Origin of the sequence: Mesorhizobium sp. ESP6-5 (genome assembly GCF_020164695.1) — a bacterium.
Classification (GTDB): Bacteria; Pseudomonadota; Alphaproteobacteria; order Rhizobiales; family Rhizobiaceae; genus Mesorhizobium; species Mesorhizobium australicum.
The window spans coordinates 82,156-99,113 of sequence record NZ_JAIUGR010000014.1 but is presented as its reverse complement, the minus strand read 5'-3'; the positions used below and the strand labels follow the sequence as shown (position 1 = coordinate 99,113).

14 protein-coding genes are annotated in these 16,958 nt (G+C 63.0%); 9 read left to right on the top strand and 5 right to left on the bottom strand.

The genetic code is table 11. The features are described from left to right. Positions 1-23 precede the first annotated feature (23 nt). The 4 genes from LB524_RS22435 to LB524_RS22420 form a co-directional block, all read right to left on the bottom strand. Complete coding sequence (locus LB524_RS22435) at positions 24-794, bottom strand: helix-turn-helix transcriptional regulator (protein WP_224530211.1); 771 nt, start codon at positions 792-794, stop codon at positions 24-26. Further along, on the bottom strand, positions 791-1,501 hold the full coding sequence (locus LB524_RS22430) for a helix-turn-helix transcriptional regulator (protein WP_224530209.1): 711 nt from the start codon (positions 1,499-1,501) through the stop codon (positions 791-793). The genes LB524_RS22435 and LB524_RS22430 overlap by 4 nt, the downstream gene beginning before the upstream one ends. A gap of 470 nt (positions 1,502-1,971) precedes the next feature. Further along, positions 1,972-3,003, bottom strand: coding sequence for a histone deacetylase family protein (locus tag LB524_RS22425; RefSeq protein ID WP_224530194.1), 1,032 nt, complete (start codon positions 3,001-3,003; stop codon positions 1,972-1,974). An 84-nt stretch (positions 3,004-3,087) separates the two neighbouring features. Then, positions 3,088-3,741: a TetR/AcrR family transcriptional regulator gene (locus LB524_RS22420; RefSeq protein ID WP_140823150.1), complete on the bottom strand. Its 654-nt coding sequence runs from the start codon at positions 3,739-3,741 to the stop codon at positions 3,088-3,090. Between the two features lie 258 nt (positions 3,742-3,999). Between LB524_RS22420 and LB524_RS22415 the strand changes: the two genes are divergently transcribed. The 8 genes from LB524_RS22415 to LB524_RS22380 all read left to right on the top strand — a co-directional run bounded on the left by LB524_RS22415 (position 4,000) and on the right by LB524_RS22380 (position 14,643). After that, positions 4,000-5,673, top strand: a complete 1,674-nt coding sequence (locus LB524_RS22415; protein WP_224530191.1) for an amidohydrolase — start codon at positions 4,000-4,002, stop codon at positions 5,671-5,673. A gap of 140 nt (positions 5,674-5,813) precedes the next feature. Continuing rightward, positions 5,814-6,908, top strand: a complete 1,095-nt coding sequence (locus LB524_RS22410) for an ABC transporter ATP-binding protein (protein WP_224530188.1) — start codon at positions 5,814-5,816, stop codon at positions 6,906-6,908. Further along, positions 6,908-7,837, top strand: coding sequence for an ABC transporter permease (locus LB524_RS22405; RefSeq protein ID WP_224530184.1), 930 nt, complete (start codon positions 6,908-6,910; stop codon positions 7,835-7,837). Before LB524_RS22410 ends, LB524_RS22405 begins: the two co-directional genes overlap by 1 nt. Continuing rightward, complete coding sequence (locus LB524_RS22400) at positions 7,830-8,642, top strand: ABC transporter permease (RefSeq protein WP_140661826.1); 813 nt, start codon at positions 7,830-7,832, stop codon at positions 8,640-8,642. Before LB524_RS22405 ends, LB524_RS22400 begins: the two co-directional genes overlap by 8 nt. Before the next feature lie 43 nt (positions 8,643-8,685). Next, positions 8,686-9,714: an extracellular solute-binding protein gene (locus tag LB524_RS22395; RefSeq protein WP_224530182.1), complete on the top strand. Its 1,029-nt coding sequence runs from the start codon at positions 8,686-8,688 to the stop codon at positions 9,712-9,714. A gap of 67 nt (positions 9,715-9,781) precedes the next feature. After that, the gene (locus tag LB524_RS22390; protein ID WP_140713488.1) at positions 9,782-10,978 is read left to right on the top strand and encodes a serine hydrolase domain-containing protein; all 1,197 of its coding nucleotides are present in this window, start codon (positions 9,782-9,784) and stop codon (positions 10,976-10,978) included. A gap of 32 nt (positions 10,979-11,010) precedes the next feature. Next, on the top strand, positions 11,011-12,192 hold the full coding sequence (locus LB524_RS22385) for a serine hydrolase domain-containing protein (RefSeq protein ID WP_224530180.1): 1,182 nt from the start codon (positions 11,011-11,013) through the stop codon (positions 12,190-12,192). A gap of 126 nt (positions 12,193-12,318) precedes the next feature. Continuing rightward, positions 12,319-14,643 carry a Tex family protein gene (locus tag LB524_RS22380; RefSeq protein WP_224530178.1) on the top strand — a complete coding sequence of 775 codons (2,325 nt, stop codon included), beginning with the start codon at positions 12,319-12,321 and terminating at the stop codon, positions 14,641-14,643. On the opposite strand, the gene LB524_RS22375 is transcribed toward LB524_RS22380, so the two are convergent. After that, positions 14,644-15,555 carry a LysR family transcriptional regulator gene (locus tag LB524_RS22375; protein ID WP_224530176.1) on the bottom strand — a complete coding sequence of 304 codons (912 nt, stop codon included), beginning with the start codon at positions 15,553-15,555 and terminating at the stop codon, positions 14,644-14,646. It lies immediately after the preceding gene. A gap of 103 nt (positions 15,556-15,658) precedes the next feature. On the opposite strand from LB524_RS22375, the gene LB524_RS22370 reads away from it, so the two are divergent. Beyond that, positions 15,659-16,852, top strand: a complete 1,194-nt coding sequence (locus LB524_RS22370; protein WP_224530174.1) for an acyl-CoA dehydrogenase — start codon at positions 15,659-15,661, stop codon at positions 16,850-16,852. The last annotated feature ends 106 nt before the right edge of the window (positions 16,853-16,958 follow it).

Sequence of the window (16,958 nt, the reverse complement as noted above, 5' to 3'; positions counted from 1 at the left end):
GCGCTTCCTTCAGCCGAGAGCGGCTACTCGATAAGCCCCAGCCGCAACGCCTTGGCGACCGCTTGGTTGCGGTTGACCGCATTGAGCTTTTGGGTCGACTGGGTGAGGTACTGGTTGGCGGTGTGCACCGACAGTTTCAGGAGCCGCGCGATCTCCTCGCTGGTGTTGCCGTTGGCGGTCAGCTTCAGGCATTCAAGCTCGCGCTTGGAGATCGAGCGCATTCTGCCGACGTCTCCCGGACGCATCCGCGCGACGGCGGCGAACAGCGAGAAGCAGCGAGCGTGAATTTCGTAGAGCGCATCCTGCGCCAGCGCGATCTCCGATCCCAGGAAGACGACAAGACCGCATTGACCGCGATCGGCATGGACGGGGAAGGCAATGCCGCTCGACCCGGGTGTCAGCGGCGCTATCTGTCCGGTCCAGGCGAGATTGCCGAACATGTCGGCCATGGCCGACACGCCATCATCCGTCCACCAGCGCGGCTCGGTCGAAATCCGGCTATGGCGAACGATGTCCTCGCCATTGGCGCCTGAAATGAACTTGGTGGCCACCGCGACGCCGGGATAATCTGAATCAAAGCACGGGACCAGCCGGGCGCGCTCCGGCGACGGGCTGACGAAGTACAGGCCGAAGGCCGAGGCGTTGATGTCGACTGAGATCCAGCGGCAGCGGCGCACCGCATCGGGAATGGTGACGGCGTGATGTGTTTCGGATCCCAGCGAGAAGGCACCGAACGGGCTGCGCTGCTCGTTGAAAAGAGCCTCCGCGGCCTCCTTGATGTCGGCGTGTTTCAAATGATGCCACTCCTGATCGCCGTGGCGATGGCCATCGCACGGTTCGAGGCCGCGAATTTCTGGATGGCGTGGGTGATGTAGCTGTTGACGGTGTTGGAGGAGACGCCAAGGATCACCGCCACCTCGTCGGTGGTCTTGCCTTCCGAGACCCAGAACAAGCATTCGCGCTCGCGGTCCGACAGCGGATCCTGCATCGCCGCGGCGGCGATCAACTGCGGGATGTGCGAAAGCGCGTAGCAGCATTTCAGCTGCGCCTTCATCAGCGCCGGCTGGTCGATCCGGCCGGCGACGGCCGCCGAGAACAAGGCGAACAGGCGCTGACGGCCGACATTCAGCCGCAGTGAATAGACCTCGGCATGGCCGAGCACGTCGAGGAGCCGAGCCTCTTCGCCCGAGACCAGCCCGCCGGCATCCGGCGCCTGGGCCGCAACCAGCGGCGTCGGACGGATACCGGGTGCGGCGGTGAGCGGGCCCTGTGCAAGGCCGGCGATCAGCCGCTTGCCGATCAACTCGATGGCGTCGAAGATCCAGTTCGAAGACACGATACGTGCATCGTTGCGGTCCTGGTCATGGACGATGGCGACCAGCATGTAGCTGTCGGCGCCGATCTCGGCGGTCAGCTCCATGAAGAAGGAGGTGAGATCACCGCGCGACGTCAGGCGCGAGCCCAATGTGTCGGATTGAAGAGGCGCGGCGGGACTGCTCATCTGCTGCTTTTTGGTCGGAATCAATTCTGATGCCCGGCTGCTGGAATGCCAGCCGCCGAACCCGAAAACGCGTTACTTTTACGAGACACACACGAGGCGCGGGGCCGCGCCCAACCAGACGGAATCCATTCAGGGAACGCGAGACATCCGCGTCTGGCGCCGGAAAAATTCCGGAACGTGAGACTTTGGGTGGTCGCCGCGCCCCCCGAGGACCGGCTGATTCGGGTCTAATCTACCCGCAGATGAATCCGACATCAAACGCGATTTGACAAAATCGAATCCGGTGGACTCGGCCTGCGACTCAGCGGCCAATTTCTTTGCATTTCCTGGGCACGGAAATCGAGCCGCGCAGGCCGGCCATGATTTTTGCGAGGCTTACGCGGCGCCTCAGGATGCAAAAAAGGGGCGGCTGCCGCCACCCTTCCTTTGTCCGTCCTCCCCGCAGGCGCTGCGCTTTCTGGACGACCGCTCTACCGATCCTCGAACCCGGTCAGCACGCCGACGGCATTGATACCGATCTCCTCGACGGCATAGCCGCCTTCCTGGACGAACAGCGTCGGCAGGCCGAGCTTGGCGATGCGCTGGCCGATCTTCGGATAATCCAGGCTTTTCAGCTTGAACTGGCTGATCGGGTCCTTTTCGAAAGTGTCGACGCCGAGCGAGACGACGACGATGTCGGGAGCGTAGGCGGCGAGCCTGGCGCAGGCATCCTCCAGCGACACGTTCCAGGCATCCCAGCCGGTGCCGAAGGGCATGGGGTAGTTGATGTTGAAGCCTTCGCCGGCCCCCGCGCCACGCTCATCGGCATGGCCGAGGAAGAACGGGTACTCGACCATGGGATCACCGTGCAGGTTGAGAACCTGTACGTCGGCGCGGTCATAGAAGATCTCCTGCGTGCCGTTCCCGTGGTGATAGTCGACATCGAGGATCGAGATACGCTTGGCGCCCTGGTCGCGGAACCATTGCGCGGCGACGGCCGCGTTGTTGATGTAGCAATAGCCGCCCATGAAGCCGGCCCCGGCATGGTGGCCGGGCGGACGGCAGAGCGCGAAGGCCGACCTCTCGCCGTCCTTGACCAGGCCGGCGGCGGTCAGCGCGACGTCAAAGGACGATTTGATCGCGGCCCAGGTGCCCTCGACGAAGGTGGCGCCGCCGTCGAAGGAATAATAGCCGAGCAGGGCGTCGATGCGCTTGGGCGGCACGTCGCCGCGCAGTCCGCGCGTCGGCCAGGTGAAGGGCATCGCCGTGCCCGCATGGCCCTCGGCGATCCATTGCGGCCAGACGGTCGGCAGGAAGTCGATGTAGTCGGCCCTGTGGACGCGCTTGGCGGCGGCGAGGTCGTGCTCGACCGGGGCAATGATTGGTCCGAGCTTCTCGCTTTCGACCCGCGCCTTGATGAACTCCGCCCGCGAGGGCCTTTCGAAGCCGGGCACGATGGCTGAGGTGACCAGTTCCATCTGCCCGGCATGACCGGCGTGAAGCGGCGAATAGACAGTCTTCATGAAATTCCTCTCGAAGTGCGAAGCTACGGCAATTCCAGGAAAAGTGTGAAGCGGTTTTCCGTCTGGAATTGCATTTGAAACCGGTCAGTCAAGGTTGAGGTAGGGGCTCACCAAGGCGAGCCACATGGTTTCCACATCGTCCTCGATGAGGTCGAATGTCCTGCGGTCCTTCTTCAGCCCAACGAGCCGGCAGACGTGCCCGACCTCCATCATCAGCACGCCGAGCCGGCTGGCGATCTTGCCTTCGAGTGCGGGGTTCACATGCTGCAGCCATGCAGCATAGAGGGCGATGATCTGGTCGTCATATTCGTTCTGGATCGGCCGCAGGTCGGCATTGCCTGAAATGGCCTCGATCACCGGCATCAGGGTGGCGTTTTCGAGGTAGAGCTTGGACGTGTCGATGAACAGCTTGCGCACTTCCCGCCGAAATTCTTCGCGGTTGGTGGGCGGGGCGACCTTGATGCGCCTCGCGATCACCTCGGGAAAGGATGACAGCCAGCGCCGGGCGAGATCCAGAAGAATGGCTTCCTTGTTGGGAAAGTACTGGTAGACCGAACCGACCGACAGGCCCGCGCGCTGCGCGATGGCGAGCGTCGTCGGTGTCCTGGTTCCTTGCTCCCGCGTCAGGATCAGCGCAGCGTCGAGAATCCTGTCGACCACCTTGCTGGACCGTTGTTGCCGCGGCTGCTTGCGCGGCTCGAGCGCTATCTTGGTTTTGCGGTCGAGACTGCGCTTCACTGCTTGATGCCCTCGTTCCCCGCCTGGTCCCAACACAAGCGGGGCGTGCTGTCCACAATACATTCTAAATCCGGCATGTTGACAAACGCGAATAATCAGTCGCATTCTTTATCCACACTGTCTCTTGGGATAACAAGGGAAATTTCGAAGACAGCGTACTGGCATCTATTTTTGTCCCATGGCGCCGCTCCTGTGGAGTGGGTTGTTGGGCACGGGGTTGTCGGGTCTAAAGTCAGTCGTCAAAAGCGCGGAGTAGCGATGTCTGTTACGGGTGCGGGTCACAATGCGGATCTGATTGTCATCAACGGTCGTGTGCTGACCATGGACGGTGACAATCCCGCCGCCGAGGCCGTTGCCGTCAAGGACGGCGCCATCATCGCCATTGGCAGCGGTGCTGCAATCGGAGAGTTCAGGGGAAGGGGTACAAAGGTCATCGACGCCGAGGGCGGTTCGGTGATCCCGGGTTTCATCGAGGCCCATATGCATCTGTTCGGCGGCGCGGCTGAACTCGACAATCTGCACCTGGCTGGCGTGCATGGCTTCGATGCCTTGCGCGATGCTATCCAGCTCTTTGCCGCGGCGCGGCCCAATGCCAAGCTTCTGATCGGCGCCGGCGTCGACTATGCGGTCCTTCCCGAGCCGGTTACGCGGCATCATCTCGACCGCATCATTCCCGACCGCCCCTTCGCCATGTCGGCTTCCGACCATCACACGATGTGGGCGAACACCAAGGCGCTGGAGCAGGCAGGGCTTCTGCATGGCCGCCAATTGGGGCCGGGCAACGAAATCGTCATGGGCGCCGACGGACTGGCCTCGGGCGAATTGCGCGAAGGTGAGGCATTTGGTCCGATTCTGGAATTCTTTGGCCAGAACCGCACGCGGCTCGGCCTGACTGGCATGGAGCCGGAGCCTTATCCTTCGGCCGAGGAATTGGCTGCCGACCGCGATCTGATGCATCGCGGTCTCGAATGGTGCGCCAGGCATGGCATCACGTCGATCCAGAACATGGATGGCAACCTCTACCAGCTTGAATTGCTTGCCGGCCTGGAGGCGGAAGGGCGGCTTATATGCCGTACAAAAATCCCGTTCCATTTCAAGAACTTCATGACACTGGGCATGCTTGAAAAAGCGTCGGCTATGGCCGCGACCTATAACTCCGAATGGCTGTCCTCGGGCATGGTCAAGGTGTTTTACGACGGTGTGCTCGATTCTTGGACTGCCGTGATGGTCGACGACTACGCCGACCGTCCCGGCTGGCGCGGCGAGCCATTGTTCACGCCCGAGCACTTCGCCGAGGTGGCAGTGGAGGCCGACCGCAGAGGCCTGCAGATCGCCGTTCATTCGATCGGTGACGGCGCAGTCCGCGCGGTGCTCGACGGCTATCAGGCGGCGCAGGAGAACAACGGCAAGCGGGACAGCCGTCACCGCGTCGAGCATATCGAAGTCATCACCCCGACGGATGTACCGCGGTTCGCCGAACTTGGCGTCATCGCTTCGATGCAACCGCCGCATCCGCCCGGCGCCATGAACTTTCCGCTGGAGCCGACGATTTCGCGCATCGGTCGCGAAAGGTGGCCGCTGAGCTATGCCTGGCGCACGCTGAAGGATGCTGGCGCCCGCGTCGTGTTCGCTTCCGACTGGCCGGTCTCGCCGGTTGATCCGATCCTGGGCATCCAAGCGGCGGTGATGCGAAAGCCTTGGGCAGAGGGCTTGGCGGACCAGAGTTTCTCGCTGCATGAAGCGCTTGCCGGCTATACGGTCGAGGGCGCCTACAGCGAATTCATGGAACACCGCAAAGGCGTGCTGAAGCCGGGTTATCTGGCGGATCTGGTCGTTTTGTCGGCCGATATCGAGAGGACTGCCCCGGAAGCGTTGCATACGGTGCGGCCGGTGACGACCATCTGTGGCGGCAGAATCACCTACCAAGCCTGACTGTGGCATGGGGCTTGCTACCCCAAGAGTACACTGAACTGTGAGTCAATGCCGGGCTTGCCAACATACCGGGCGTGTGGTCACATCCAACAGGGGAACAGCTCCGCCAGCAAGAGCGGGGTCAACAGTGAGGCGTAATCGTGCCGGACAAACCGGATCGGAATGCGATTGAAGTAGTAAACGTCAGCAAAATTTTCGGATCGGGTGAGGGGCAGGTCGCTGCCCTCGACAAGATCTCGGTTTCCATTCGCGAGAACGAGTTTTTCACGCTGCTTGGGCCGTCCGGCTGCGGCAAGACCACTCTTTTGCGGCTGATCGCCGGATTCGATTTTCCAACAGCCGGCGAAATCCTGCTCTACGGCCAGGACATCGCGCCCTTGCCGCCGTTCAAGCGCCCGGTCAACACCGTCTTCCAGTCCTATGCGCTGTTCCCGCACATGACGGTGGCCGAGAACATCGGCTTCGGCCTGGAAATGCTGGGCAAGCCAAAGGATCAGATCAAGGCGCGCGTCGCTCAGATGCTGAAGCTGGTCAAGATGGAGGCGCTGGCTTCCCGCCGCACCAGCCAGATCTCTGGCGGCCAGCAGCAGCGTGTGGCACTGGCCCGTGCGCTGGCGCCGCAGCCGAAGGTGCTGCTGCTCGACGAGCCGCTCTCCGCGCTCGACTACAAGCTGCGCAAGGAGATGCAGATCGAGCTGAAGCGGCTGCAGCACGAGACCGGGATCACCTTCATCTTCGTCACCCACGACCAGGAGGAAGCGCTGACCATGTCGGACCGTATCGCCGTGATGTCGTCGGGCAAGATCCTGCAAGTGGGTTCGCCTTGGGACATCTACGACAAGCCGGCCGAACGTTTCGTTGCCGACTTCATCGGCGAGACCAACTTCTTGACCGCCGCCATTGCCGGCGTCAGCGATGGAAAGGCCCGCGCGACGCTCAAATCCGGGGCGATGATAAATGCCACGGTGGCGGAAGGCTTCCAGCCCAAGGACAACGCCACCGTGGTGGTGCGGCCCGAACATGCCAAGCTGACAACGACCAAGGGTGATCTTTCCGGAACGGTCGAAAACATCGTCTATTTCGGCACTGATACGCACATTCAGGTCCGCCTCGACAGTGGCGAGGCCTTCACGGTCCGCCAGCAGAACACCCGCAGCGCAGGCTGCGGTTTCGAGCAGGGCGACAAGGTCGGCATTGCTATTGGCAACGACGCCGCACAGGTGTTGAGGGACTGATGGCAACCGCACTCTCAAAAGCCGCCTTGTTCGAAGCAGGTGCCGCCAAGGCCTCGGCACGGCGCAACCGGCTGCTCTCCGTGCCGGCGCTGATCATCATCGGCATTTTCGGCGTGCTGCCGCTCATCATCATATGCGTTTATTCGTTTCTCCAGGCAGCGCCCTATGGCGGCGTGCAATGGCAGTTCTCGACCGACGCCTATCTGAACTTCCTGTTCCAGCGCGATATTTTCGATGACACGCTGCAGTTCACGCCGGACTTCCTGATCATCTACCTGCGCTCGTTCCTGTTCGCCGTGGTGACGACGGTCATCTGCCTGCTGCTTGGCTTTCCAACCGCCTACTTCATGGCGACGCGGCCGCCGGCGCAGCGCAACTGGTGGGTGCTTTTGATCACCATTCCGTTCTGGTCGAACCTTTTGGTGCGTACGCTGGCGATCATGTTCATCATCCGCGACGAAGGACTGGTCAACAATGCGCTGATGGCGTTGGGTGTGATCGATAAGCCGATCACGATGCTCTATACTAATTTCGCTATCCAACTCGGCCTGCTCTATTCCTTTCTGCCGTTCATGATCCTACCGCTTTATTCAAGCCTGGAAAAAATGGATTTCCGGCTGGTTGAGGCCGGCTATGACCTTTACGCCACCCGTCGCAAAGTGTTGTGGCGGGTGATCATCCCGCTGTCGTTGCCCGGCATCATCGCCGGCTGCCTGCTCGTCTTCATCCCGGCACTCGGCGCCTACGTCACGCCGCTGATCCTTGGTGGCGGCATCCATCTGATGATAGGGGATCTCATCGCCCAGCAATTCGGCTCGGGACGCAACTGGCCGCTCGGCTGCGCGCAAGCGCTGATCCTAATGGCCGCGGTGCTCGTGGCGCTGTACTTCTACGTTCGCAACACGTCGGGGAAGGTGCAGCATGGCTGATCCCCGCAACGTAGATATCAAGGATCAGCCGGGGTTCCGCACGATCGCCATCATATGCGTTGGCGTGCTTTACGTGCCGATCCTGATCCTGATGATCTTTTCGTTCAACACGGGTTCGCTTGTCACCCATTGGGAGGGCGTCGGCCTGACTTGGTACGGCACCGCACTGCTCAATGAGGAATTTCACAACGCCGCCGAGAACACGCTGATCATCTCGGTGAGCGCGACGATCGTTTCGACGATCTGCGCCACGCTGGCGGCGATCGGCATGACCCGGGTGAAGCCGTGGCGTGGCCTTCCGGCCGCCTTCATGGTCATAAACCTGCCGCTGATGGTTCCCGAGATCATAACCGCGGTGGCGACATTGTCCTTCTTCGCCCTGATCGCCGGGGCCTTCGGTCTGAATTTCGGCATCGGCAATCTGATCCTCGCCCATACCGTGTTCTGCATCCCCTTCGCCTACATGCCGATCCGGGCACGTCTCGAGGACATGGACCTGACGCTCGAATCCGCCGCGGCCGATCTCTACGCCACGCCCTGGCATGCGTTCCGGCGCATAACACTTCCCTTGCTTGTTCCCGGTATAATGTCGGGTGCGGCGCTCGCCTTTATCGTCTCCTTCGACGATTTCACCATCACGCAGCTCGTCGCCGGCCCCGGCCAGACGACCTTGCCTCTCTACATCTGGAACCAGATCAGGCGGCCGATGACGCCGGAGATCAATGCCATCTCCACCATACTGCTGTTGGTCTCGATCCTCTTCGTCTCGGTGTCATTCCTGATCGCGCGCCGACGCGCCAAGTGACCAAAAGCTCCACGACAACAATGGGAAGGCAAGGAGAACAAAAATGTCTAGAAAGTTGATGGCGGCCGTTTCGACGGCCGTGCTTATGTGGGCAGTGCCGGCACTCGCCGACGGCGAGTTGCATATCTACAATTGGGGTGACTACACCAACCCCAAGCTGATCGATAAATTCGAGAAACAGTACGGCATCAAGGTAACGCTGGACGATTATGATTCCAACGAAACCATGCTGTCGAAGGTACGCGCTGGCAATTCCGGCTACGACATCGTGGTGCCTTCGGACTACACCGTTAAGATCATGGTCGACGAGGGCCTGCTCGAAAAAACCGAGCCCAATGCAATGCCCAACGGCAAGAACATCGATCCGCGTTTCGTCGACGTCTATTGGGACAGCGGCCGCCACTACACCGCGCCGTGGCAGTTTGGCACCACGGCATTCGCGGTCAACACAGACAAGTTCAAGGGCAACATCGACACGCTGGCCATCCTCTTCGACCCGCCGGCGGAGCTGAAGGGCCAGATCAATATGCTCGACGATGTCAACACCGTCATGCATGCGGCCGAGCGTTATGCCGGCGCGCCGCGCTGCGGTGCCGACAAGACCAATCTGAAGAAGGTCAACGACATCCTGATGGCCGCCAAGCCGTCATGGAAGACCTTCAGCTACGACACCATCACCAAGATCACTTCCGGCGATGTGATCGTGACGGAGCAGTGGAATGGCGCGACCTATCGCTCGCGGCAGAAAATCCCGGCCATCAAATACGCCTATCCCAAGGAGGGCATCGAGGGCTGGATGGACAATGTCGCGGTGCTGAAGGGCGCCAAGAACCTCGACAATGCCAAGCTGTTCCAGGACTTTATCATGGCTCCGGAAAACGCTGCGCTGATCTCGGAATTCGCCGGTTACGACAACGGCATTGCGGGCAGCCACAAGTTCCTGCAGCCGGATTTCGCCAATTCGCCGGAACTCAATCCGCCGGCAGGCGCGCCGGTAGCGGAATTCGTTCCGCCCTGTCCGCCAGATGTGGTGGAGATTTACAACAAGATCTGGACCAATTTGCGCAAATAGGTTCGGTCTAAAGTCCAGCGGGAGGGAGGCTTCGGCCTCCCTTCTTTGCGCTTACGGGGAGGGTTCCATGACATCTTACCGCAACAGCGATCCGCGGCCGCCGATCATGCAGGGCTCGCCGCCCGCCATGCTGCCGCCGAGGCTCGACTGGGACAGGCCGCCCTGGAACCGCTGGGCTTTCCAGCACATCCGGGAAATTCTGCCGACCGTGGAAGTCTGGCGCGGCGCTGGCCATCGCCACCGTCTCGAACGCGCCGAGGTTGATCTCGACGGGCTGGCGGTCGAGGACAGCGAGGGCAGGCCTTCGACACTCGCCGGCTTGCTCGACGAGACCTATACGGACGGCTTCCTGGTGCTCAAGGACGGCAGGATAGCCTATGAGCGCTATTTCAACGGCATGGACGAGCGCACGCTGCACCTGTCGCAGTCGATGGCCAAGTCGGTCACCGGCTCGGTGTTCGGCATATTGGCCGGGCGCGGCCTGATCGATCCGGCGAAGCCAGTGACGGACTACCTGCCGGAACTGAGCGCGACCGGGTGGGCCGGCGCCAGCGTCCAGCATGTGCTTGATATGACCACCGGCGTGCGGTTTTCGGAGGAATACACCGACCGCTATTCCGACATCGGCCAGGTCGATGTCGCCACCGGCTGGAAGCCGGTGCCACCGGGCAGCGATCCGGATTTCCGCTGGCCATCGCACATGTTCGAACTGATCCTGGGCTTGAAGGACACGGTTCGCCCGCATGGAGCCACGTTCGAATATCGCTCGATCGAGACGGACGTGCTCGCCTTCATCATGGAACGGGTGACCGGCAAGCGGCTGGCGCAACTCGTCTCGGAAGAACTTTGGCAAAAGCTCGGGGCTGACGAAAGCGCCTGCTTCACCGTCGACAGCGCCGGCTATGCGCTGGCCGATGGCGGCTTCAACGCGACGCTGCGCGACTACGCCCGCTTTGGCCAGCTGATCCTCGACAATGGCGGCGGCATCGTGCCGGCGGACTGGATCGAGGCGACGCGTACCGGCAGGCATGGTCCGGATTTCTCGGCCAGCCTGCCCGAGGGCAGCTATCGCAACCAGTTCTGGATCGAGAATCCCAGCTCGCGGGCACTGATGTGCCGTGGCGTGTTCGGACAGTTGATCCATATCGACTGGAACACAGGAATAGTCGTGGTGAAGCTGTCGACCTGGCCGGATTTCAGCAACATGGCCTATTCCAGGGCAACGCTGAAGGCCGTGCACGCCATCGCCGCGGCGCTTGCCTGAGCTTCATGACCAATGGACTGGGAGGAAACGCCATGACCGGCAAGACCGCGTTCGAGACTCGATACGGATTCCGCCGCAACGAGGTGCTGCTCGGCAACTGGCGTGTGAGCCCGTTCAATCGGTGGTCGTTCCAGAATCTCGGCGAACTGGTGCCGACCGCCCGGGTGGCGGCAGCGCCCGGCGCCGCAGAAGCCCCTCGGCGAGACATGGACGGCTTGCTCGGGGAAAAGGTCACGGTCGCGACTGCACCGGAGACGGTGGCTGAATTCCTCCTGCGCTCCAGCACCGACGCCCTGACGGTGATGAAAGGCGGCAAGATCATTGGCGACTGGTTCGCGCCGCATATGGAGTTTGGCGCGCGCCACATCATCTTCTCGATCAGCAAATCGGTGACCGCGATCATCGCCGGCATACTGGAAGGCGAGGGCGTGTTCGACCCTGAAGCGCCGGTGACGGACTATATCCCGGAAGCAGCCGGCTCGGCCTATGGCGATGCAAGTGTTCGGCATGTGCTCGACATGAGCGTCAGCCTCGACTTCGAGGAGGCCTATCTCGATCCGGAAAGCGCCTTCGCCCGCTATCGCCGAGCGACGCTGTGGAATCCGGGCGGCGGCACCGAAAGCCTGCGTGAATTCATCCTGACCCTGCAGCGGCTTGCCGAGCCGCATGGCCAGACCTTCCGCTACCGCTCGCCCAATTCCGACCTGCTCGGCCTGCTGCTCGAGCGCGCCTCGGGCCAGCGCTTCACCGACCTGATGCGCGAGAAACTATGGCTGCCGCTTGGCGCCGTCGGCGAGGCCTCAGTCGGCGTCGACATGGAAGGCACGGCTCGCACAGCCGGCGGCATTTCGGTGACGCCGCGTGACCTGGCGCGCCTCGGCGAGATGATGCGGCAGGGCGGCACCGCCAATGGCCGCCGCATCCTGCCCGAGGCCTGGGTGCGCGACACCACCAGCACCGGCGGCAGCTCGGAAGCTTGGCGGCGCGGTGCCATGCTGCCGCTGTTCCCGAAAGGCCGCTACCGTAACAAATGGTATCAGACCGGCTTCGAAAATGGCGCGTATTGCGGCATCGGCATCCATGGCCAGTGGCTTTATGTCGATCCCAGCACCGAAGTGGTGATCGCCAAGATGTCGTCGCAGCCGGAGCCGGTCGACGATGCGCTGGATATCGAGATCGTTGCGTTTTTCGAGGCGCTGAGCCGGATGGTCTGACCAGCGCGGACGATCCAATCGTCCCGCGCTTTCCTGTGGACCCGACGGCCTGATAGAGGCGCGGCGGTTGGCGGGCCGCACGCCAACCCTTATGGTCGCCGCTCTTTTCGACGAGAGTGGGAAGACATGGCATCCGACATCAAGCGCATCGCAGCCATCATCGCGGCCGAAATCAAGGCGCGGCCGGAACAGGCGGCCGCGGCGATCGGACTGCTCGATGAGGGGGCGACGGTGCCGTTCGTGGCACGCTACCGCAAGGAAGTGACCGGCGGGCTGGACGACACGCAATTGCGCGACCTTGCCGAGCGTCTTGTGTATCTGCGCGAACTCGACGCCCGCCGCGACACCATCCTGGGCTCGATCCGCGAGCAGGGCAAGCTGACGCAAGAGCTTGAAACCAAGATCGCGGGCGCCGCGACCAAGGCGGAGCTCGAGGACATATACCTGCCCTACAAGCCGAAGCGCCGCACCAAGGCCGAGATCGCCCGCGAGCGTGGATTGGGGCCGCTGGCCGAAGCCATTCTCAACAACCGTGCGCTGGTGCCCGCGGACGTCGCGCTCGCCTATGTCACCGGCGAGGTGGCCGATGCGAAGGCGGCGCTCGAGGGCGCGCGCGACATCCTGTCGGAGCAATTCGCCGAAAACGCCGATCTGGTCGGCAAGCTGCGCAGCTACATGAAGGAGCGCGCCTTCCTGCGCGCCAGGGTGGTCGACGGCAAGCAGGAGGCCGGCGCGAAATTCTCCGACTATTTCGACCATGTCGAAAGTTGGGCGACCGTGCCAAGCCACCGCGCGCTCGCCATGCTGCGCGGCCGCAACGAGGAGGTGCTGTCGCTCGACATCGAGGTGGATGCCGATGACGGCTCGCCGGTGAAGCCGGTCGAGCGGATGATCGCCAACGCCTACGCCATCGGTGCCAGCCTGCCAGGCGACCGCTGGCTGATGGAAGTGGCAGGCTGGACCTGGCGCATCAAACTGTCGCTGCACCTGACGCTCGACCTGATGCGCGACCTGCGCGAGCGGGCCGAGGAAGAAGCGATCCATGTCTTTGCCCGCAACCTCAAGGATCTGCTGCTGGCGGCTCCCGCCGGCTCGCGGCCGACGATGGGGCTCGATCCCGGCATCCGCACCGGCGTCAAGGTGGCGGTGGTCGATGGCACCGGCAAGCTGCTGGCGACGACGACGGTCTATCCGTTTCCGCCGAGGAACGATGTGCGTGGCACGCAGGCCGAACTTGCGGCGCTTATCCGCCAGCACAAGGTCGAGCTGATCTCGATCGGCAACGGCACCGGCAGCCGCGAGACGGAGAAGCTGGTCGCCGACATGCTGTCCGACATGCCTTCGGACGGCGGCCCGAAGCCGCTCAAGGTGATCGTCAGCGAGGCGGGAGCGTCGGTCTATTCGGCCTCGGCGACGGCTGCCGCCGAGTTCCCCGGCCTCGACGTGTCGCTGCGCGGCGCGGTGTCGATCGCGCGACGGCTGCAGGATCCGCTGGCCGAACTGGTCAAGATCGAGCCGAAATCCATCGGCGTCGGCCAGTATCAGCACGATGTCGACCAGTACCGGCTCGGCCGCTCGCTGGAAGCGGTGGTGGAGGACGCCGTCAACGCGGTAGGCGTCGACCTCAACACCGCGTCGGCGCCGTTGCTGGCGCGGGTTTCAGGCCTCGGCGCGTCGCTCGCCGATGCAATCGTCGCGCATCGCGATGCGACCGGCCCGTTCGCCAGCCGCAAGGATCTGCTGAAGGTGGCACGGCTTGGACCGCGCGCGTTCGAGCAGTCCGCCGGCTTCCTGCGCATCGCCAATGGCAGCGAGCCGCTCGATGCCTCGTCGGTGCATCCGGAGGCCTATGGCGTGGCCAAGAAGATCGTCGCCGCCTGCGGCCGCGACGTGCGTTCGCTTTTGGGCGACAGTGCCGCGCTCAAGGCGCTCGACCCGCGCGTCTTCGTCGATGAGCGGTTCGGCTTGCCGACGGTGCGCGACATTCTGGCGGAGCTGGAGAAGCCCGGCCGCGATCCGCGTCCCGGCTTCAAGACGGCGACCTTCGCCGATGGCATCGACGAGATCAAGGATTTGAAGCCCGGCATGCTGCTGGAAGGCACCGTAACCAATGTCGCCGCTTTCGGCGCCTTCGTCGATATAGGCGTGCACCAGGACGGGCTGGTGCATGTCTCGCAGCTCGCCGACCGCTTCATCAAGGATGCGCATGAGGTGGTCAAGGCCGGCGACGTGGTCAAGGTGCGCGTCGTCGATGTCGACATCAAGCGCAAGCGTATCGCGCTCTCCATGCGTAAGGATGCCGGCGAGGGCGGTGCATCGAAGGGCGGGCCGCGCGACAATGGCGGCGGCAGGCCGGCGCCACGCGGGCCTACGCCGCAACGCCAGCCGGAGCGGCCGGCACAGCAAGGTGCGTTCGGCGCCGCGCTGGCGGACGCGCTGAAGCGAAAGTAGCTACCACGCCAGAACAGCCGGCTCCTTCTCAAGCTGGCCGAGCAGCCAGTCCCGGAAACTGGCAACCGGCGGATAGCCGCGCTTGTCGTGGGGGACGACGAGGTAATAGGCGCTGCGGCTCTGCATCGGCTGGCCAGGCGCGGGCACAAGCTGGCCGCGCTGCAGTTCACCCTCGATGAGGATCTGCGGCAAGAGCGCCACGCCGAGCCCGGTCATGCAAGCCTGGGCGGCGGTGGCGAACTGCTCGAACTGCATGCCAGGCCCGGTCGGCGCGCTCAGGCCCTGATGCTCGAACCATTCGCTCCAGGCGCCGGGGCGCGTCGTCATGTGCAGCAGCGGCAGGCGGCCGATGTCGGCCGGCGTGGCGATGGCGCGGCCGGCGAGGAATTCGGGTGACACCACCGGCGCCACCGCCTCGCGCACCAGAAGGGTCGAGTCGGCGTCCGGCCAGTCCGGCAGGCCGTAGTGGATGGCGGCATCCAACCGTTCGCGAGCGAAGTCGAAGCGCCCGACGCGGGTGACGAAGTTGATGGTAATGTCGGGATTGTTCTCGACGAAATCGGGGATCATCGGCATCAGCCAACGTGTGCCGAAAGTCGGCAGGATGGCAAGATTCAAGATCCCACTATGCCGATTGCTCATCAATCCAAGGGCTGCGTCACGCAGCTGGCCAAGCGCCGAGCGTACCGCTTCGGCGTAGATTTCACCTGCCGTGGAGAGCCTTACATTGCGGCTGTCGCGTTCGAACAGCCGGCGGCCGAACTGATCTTCCAAAAGCCTGACCTGGCGGCTGACCGCGCCCTGGGTCAGGCCCAATTCCTGGGCGGCGGCGGTGAAGGAGCCAAGCCGCGCCACGGCCTCGAAGGCGGCAAGGGCGCTGATGTTGGGCAAAAGGCGGCGCTGGACACTCATGATCCATTCCTAGCGCTCATTGATCCGTGAAGCAATTTCGTTTGATTTTTTCAGGCCACGAGCCGATAAGCCGGGCTTCACCTGTTTCAAGGACCGAGAAGCCATGGCCGACAAGAATGCATTCGTGTGGGAAGACCCGTTCCTGATCGAGGACCAGCTTTCGGAAGACGAGCGCATGGTGCGCGATGGCGCTGCCGCCTTTGCCGCCGACAAGCTCGCGCCGCGTATCGAGGAAGCCTATCTCAACGAGACCTTCGACACGGCTATCTTCCGCGAGATGGGCGAGGCCGGCCTGCTCGGCATCAACATTCCGGAGGAGTTCGGTGGCCTCGCTGCCAGCTATGTCACCTACGGGCTGGTGGCGCGGGAAGTCGAACGCGTCGATTCCGGCTATCGCTCGATGATGTCGGTGCAGTCGTCGCTGGTGATGTACCCGATCCATGCCTATGGTTCGGACGAACAGCGCAGGAAGTACCTGCCGAAGCTTGCCAGCGGCGAATGGATCGGCTGCTTCGGTCTGACCGAGCCGGATGCCGGCTCCGACCCCGGCGGCATGAAGACCCGTGCCGAAAAGACCGCCAGCGGCTACAAGCTCTCCGGCTCCAAGATGTGGATTTCCAACGCGCCGGTCGCCGACGTGTTCGTCGTATGGGCGAAGTTGAAGGGGGAGAACGGCAAGGACGAGATCCGCGGTTTCGTGCTCGAGAAAGGCATGAAAGGGCTGTCGGCGCCGAAGATCGGCGGCAAGCTGTCGCTGCGCGCGTCGATCACCGGTGAAGTGGTGATGGAAGGCGTCGAGGTCGGCGAGGACGCGCTGCTGCCCAACACCAAGGGCCTCGGTGGACCCTTCGGTTGCCTCAACCGGGCCCGCTACGGCATCTCCTGGGGTTCGATGGGAGCGGCGGAAGATTGCTGGCATCGCGCTCGCCAGTATGGCTTGGACCGCAAGCAGTTCGGCAAGCCGCTGGCCGGCACGCAGCTCTACCAGAAGAAGCTCGCCGACATGCAGACCGAGATCGCTCTGGGGCTACAGGCCTCCTTGCGCGTCGGGCGCCTGCTCGATGAAGGCAAGATGGCGCCGGAGATGATCTCGATCGTCAAGCGCAACAATTGCGGCAAGGCGCTCGACATCGCCCGCCAGGCCCGTGACATGCATGGCGGCAACGGCATCCAGATCGGCTATCACGTCATGCGCCACGCGCAGAACCTGGAAACCGTCAACACCTACGAAGGCACCCATGACGTGCACGCGCTGATCCTGGGACGGGCGCAAACGGGGATACAGGCCTTCTTTTGAGCGACTTAAGCCGGCAAGCGGTTCTTTAATTTAGGTGCACCGCAACATCCGCTTGGAGAATGGCGGCCAGATGTGTCAGGGTTCGGCTGATGAAACGCCGATCTCC

Coding starts and splice junctions, on each gene's coding strand:
- LB524_RS22380 (WP_224530178.1), top strand. CDS start 12,319: ATGGCATCCGACATCAAGCGCATCGCAGCCATCATCGCGGCCGAAATC.
- LB524_RS22415 (WP_224530191.1), top strand. CDS start 4,000: ATGTCTGTTACGGGTGCGGGTCACAATGCGGATCTGATTGTCATCAAC.
- LB524_RS22405 (WP_224530184.1), top strand. CDS start 6,908: ATGGCAACCGCACTCTCAAAAGCCGCCTTGTTCGAAGCAGGTGCCGCC.
- LB524_RS22425 (WP_224530194.1), bottom strand. CDS start 3,003: ATGAAGACTGTCTATTCGCCGCTTCACGCCGGTCATGCCGGGCAGATG.
- LB524_RS22385 (WP_224530180.1), top strand. CDS start 11,011: ATGACCGGCAAGACCGCGTTCGAGACTCGATACGGATTCCGCCGCAAC.
- LB524_RS22430 (WP_224530209.1), bottom strand. CDS start 1,501: ATGAGCAGTCCCGCCGCGCCTCTTCAATCCGACACATTGGGCTCGCGC.
- LB524_RS22390 (WP_140713488.1), top strand. CDS start 9,782: ATGACATCTTACCGCAACAGCGATCCGCGGCCGCCGATCATGCAGGGC.
- LB524_RS22375 (WP_224530176.1), bottom strand. CDS start 15,555: ATGAGTGTCCAGCGCCGCCTTTTGCCCAACATCAGCGCCCTTGCCGCC.
- LB524_RS22395 (WP_224530182.1), top strand. CDS start 8,686: ATGTCTAGAAAGTTGATGGCGGCCGTTTCGACGGCCGTGCTTATGTGG.
- LB524_RS22400 (WP_140661826.1), top strand. CDS start 7,830: ATGGCTGATCCCCGCAACGTAGATATCAAGGATCAGCCGGGGTTCCGC.
- LB524_RS22370 (WP_224530174.1), top strand. CDS start 15,659: ATGGCCGACAAGAATGCATTCGTGTGGGAAGACCCGTTCCTGATCGAG.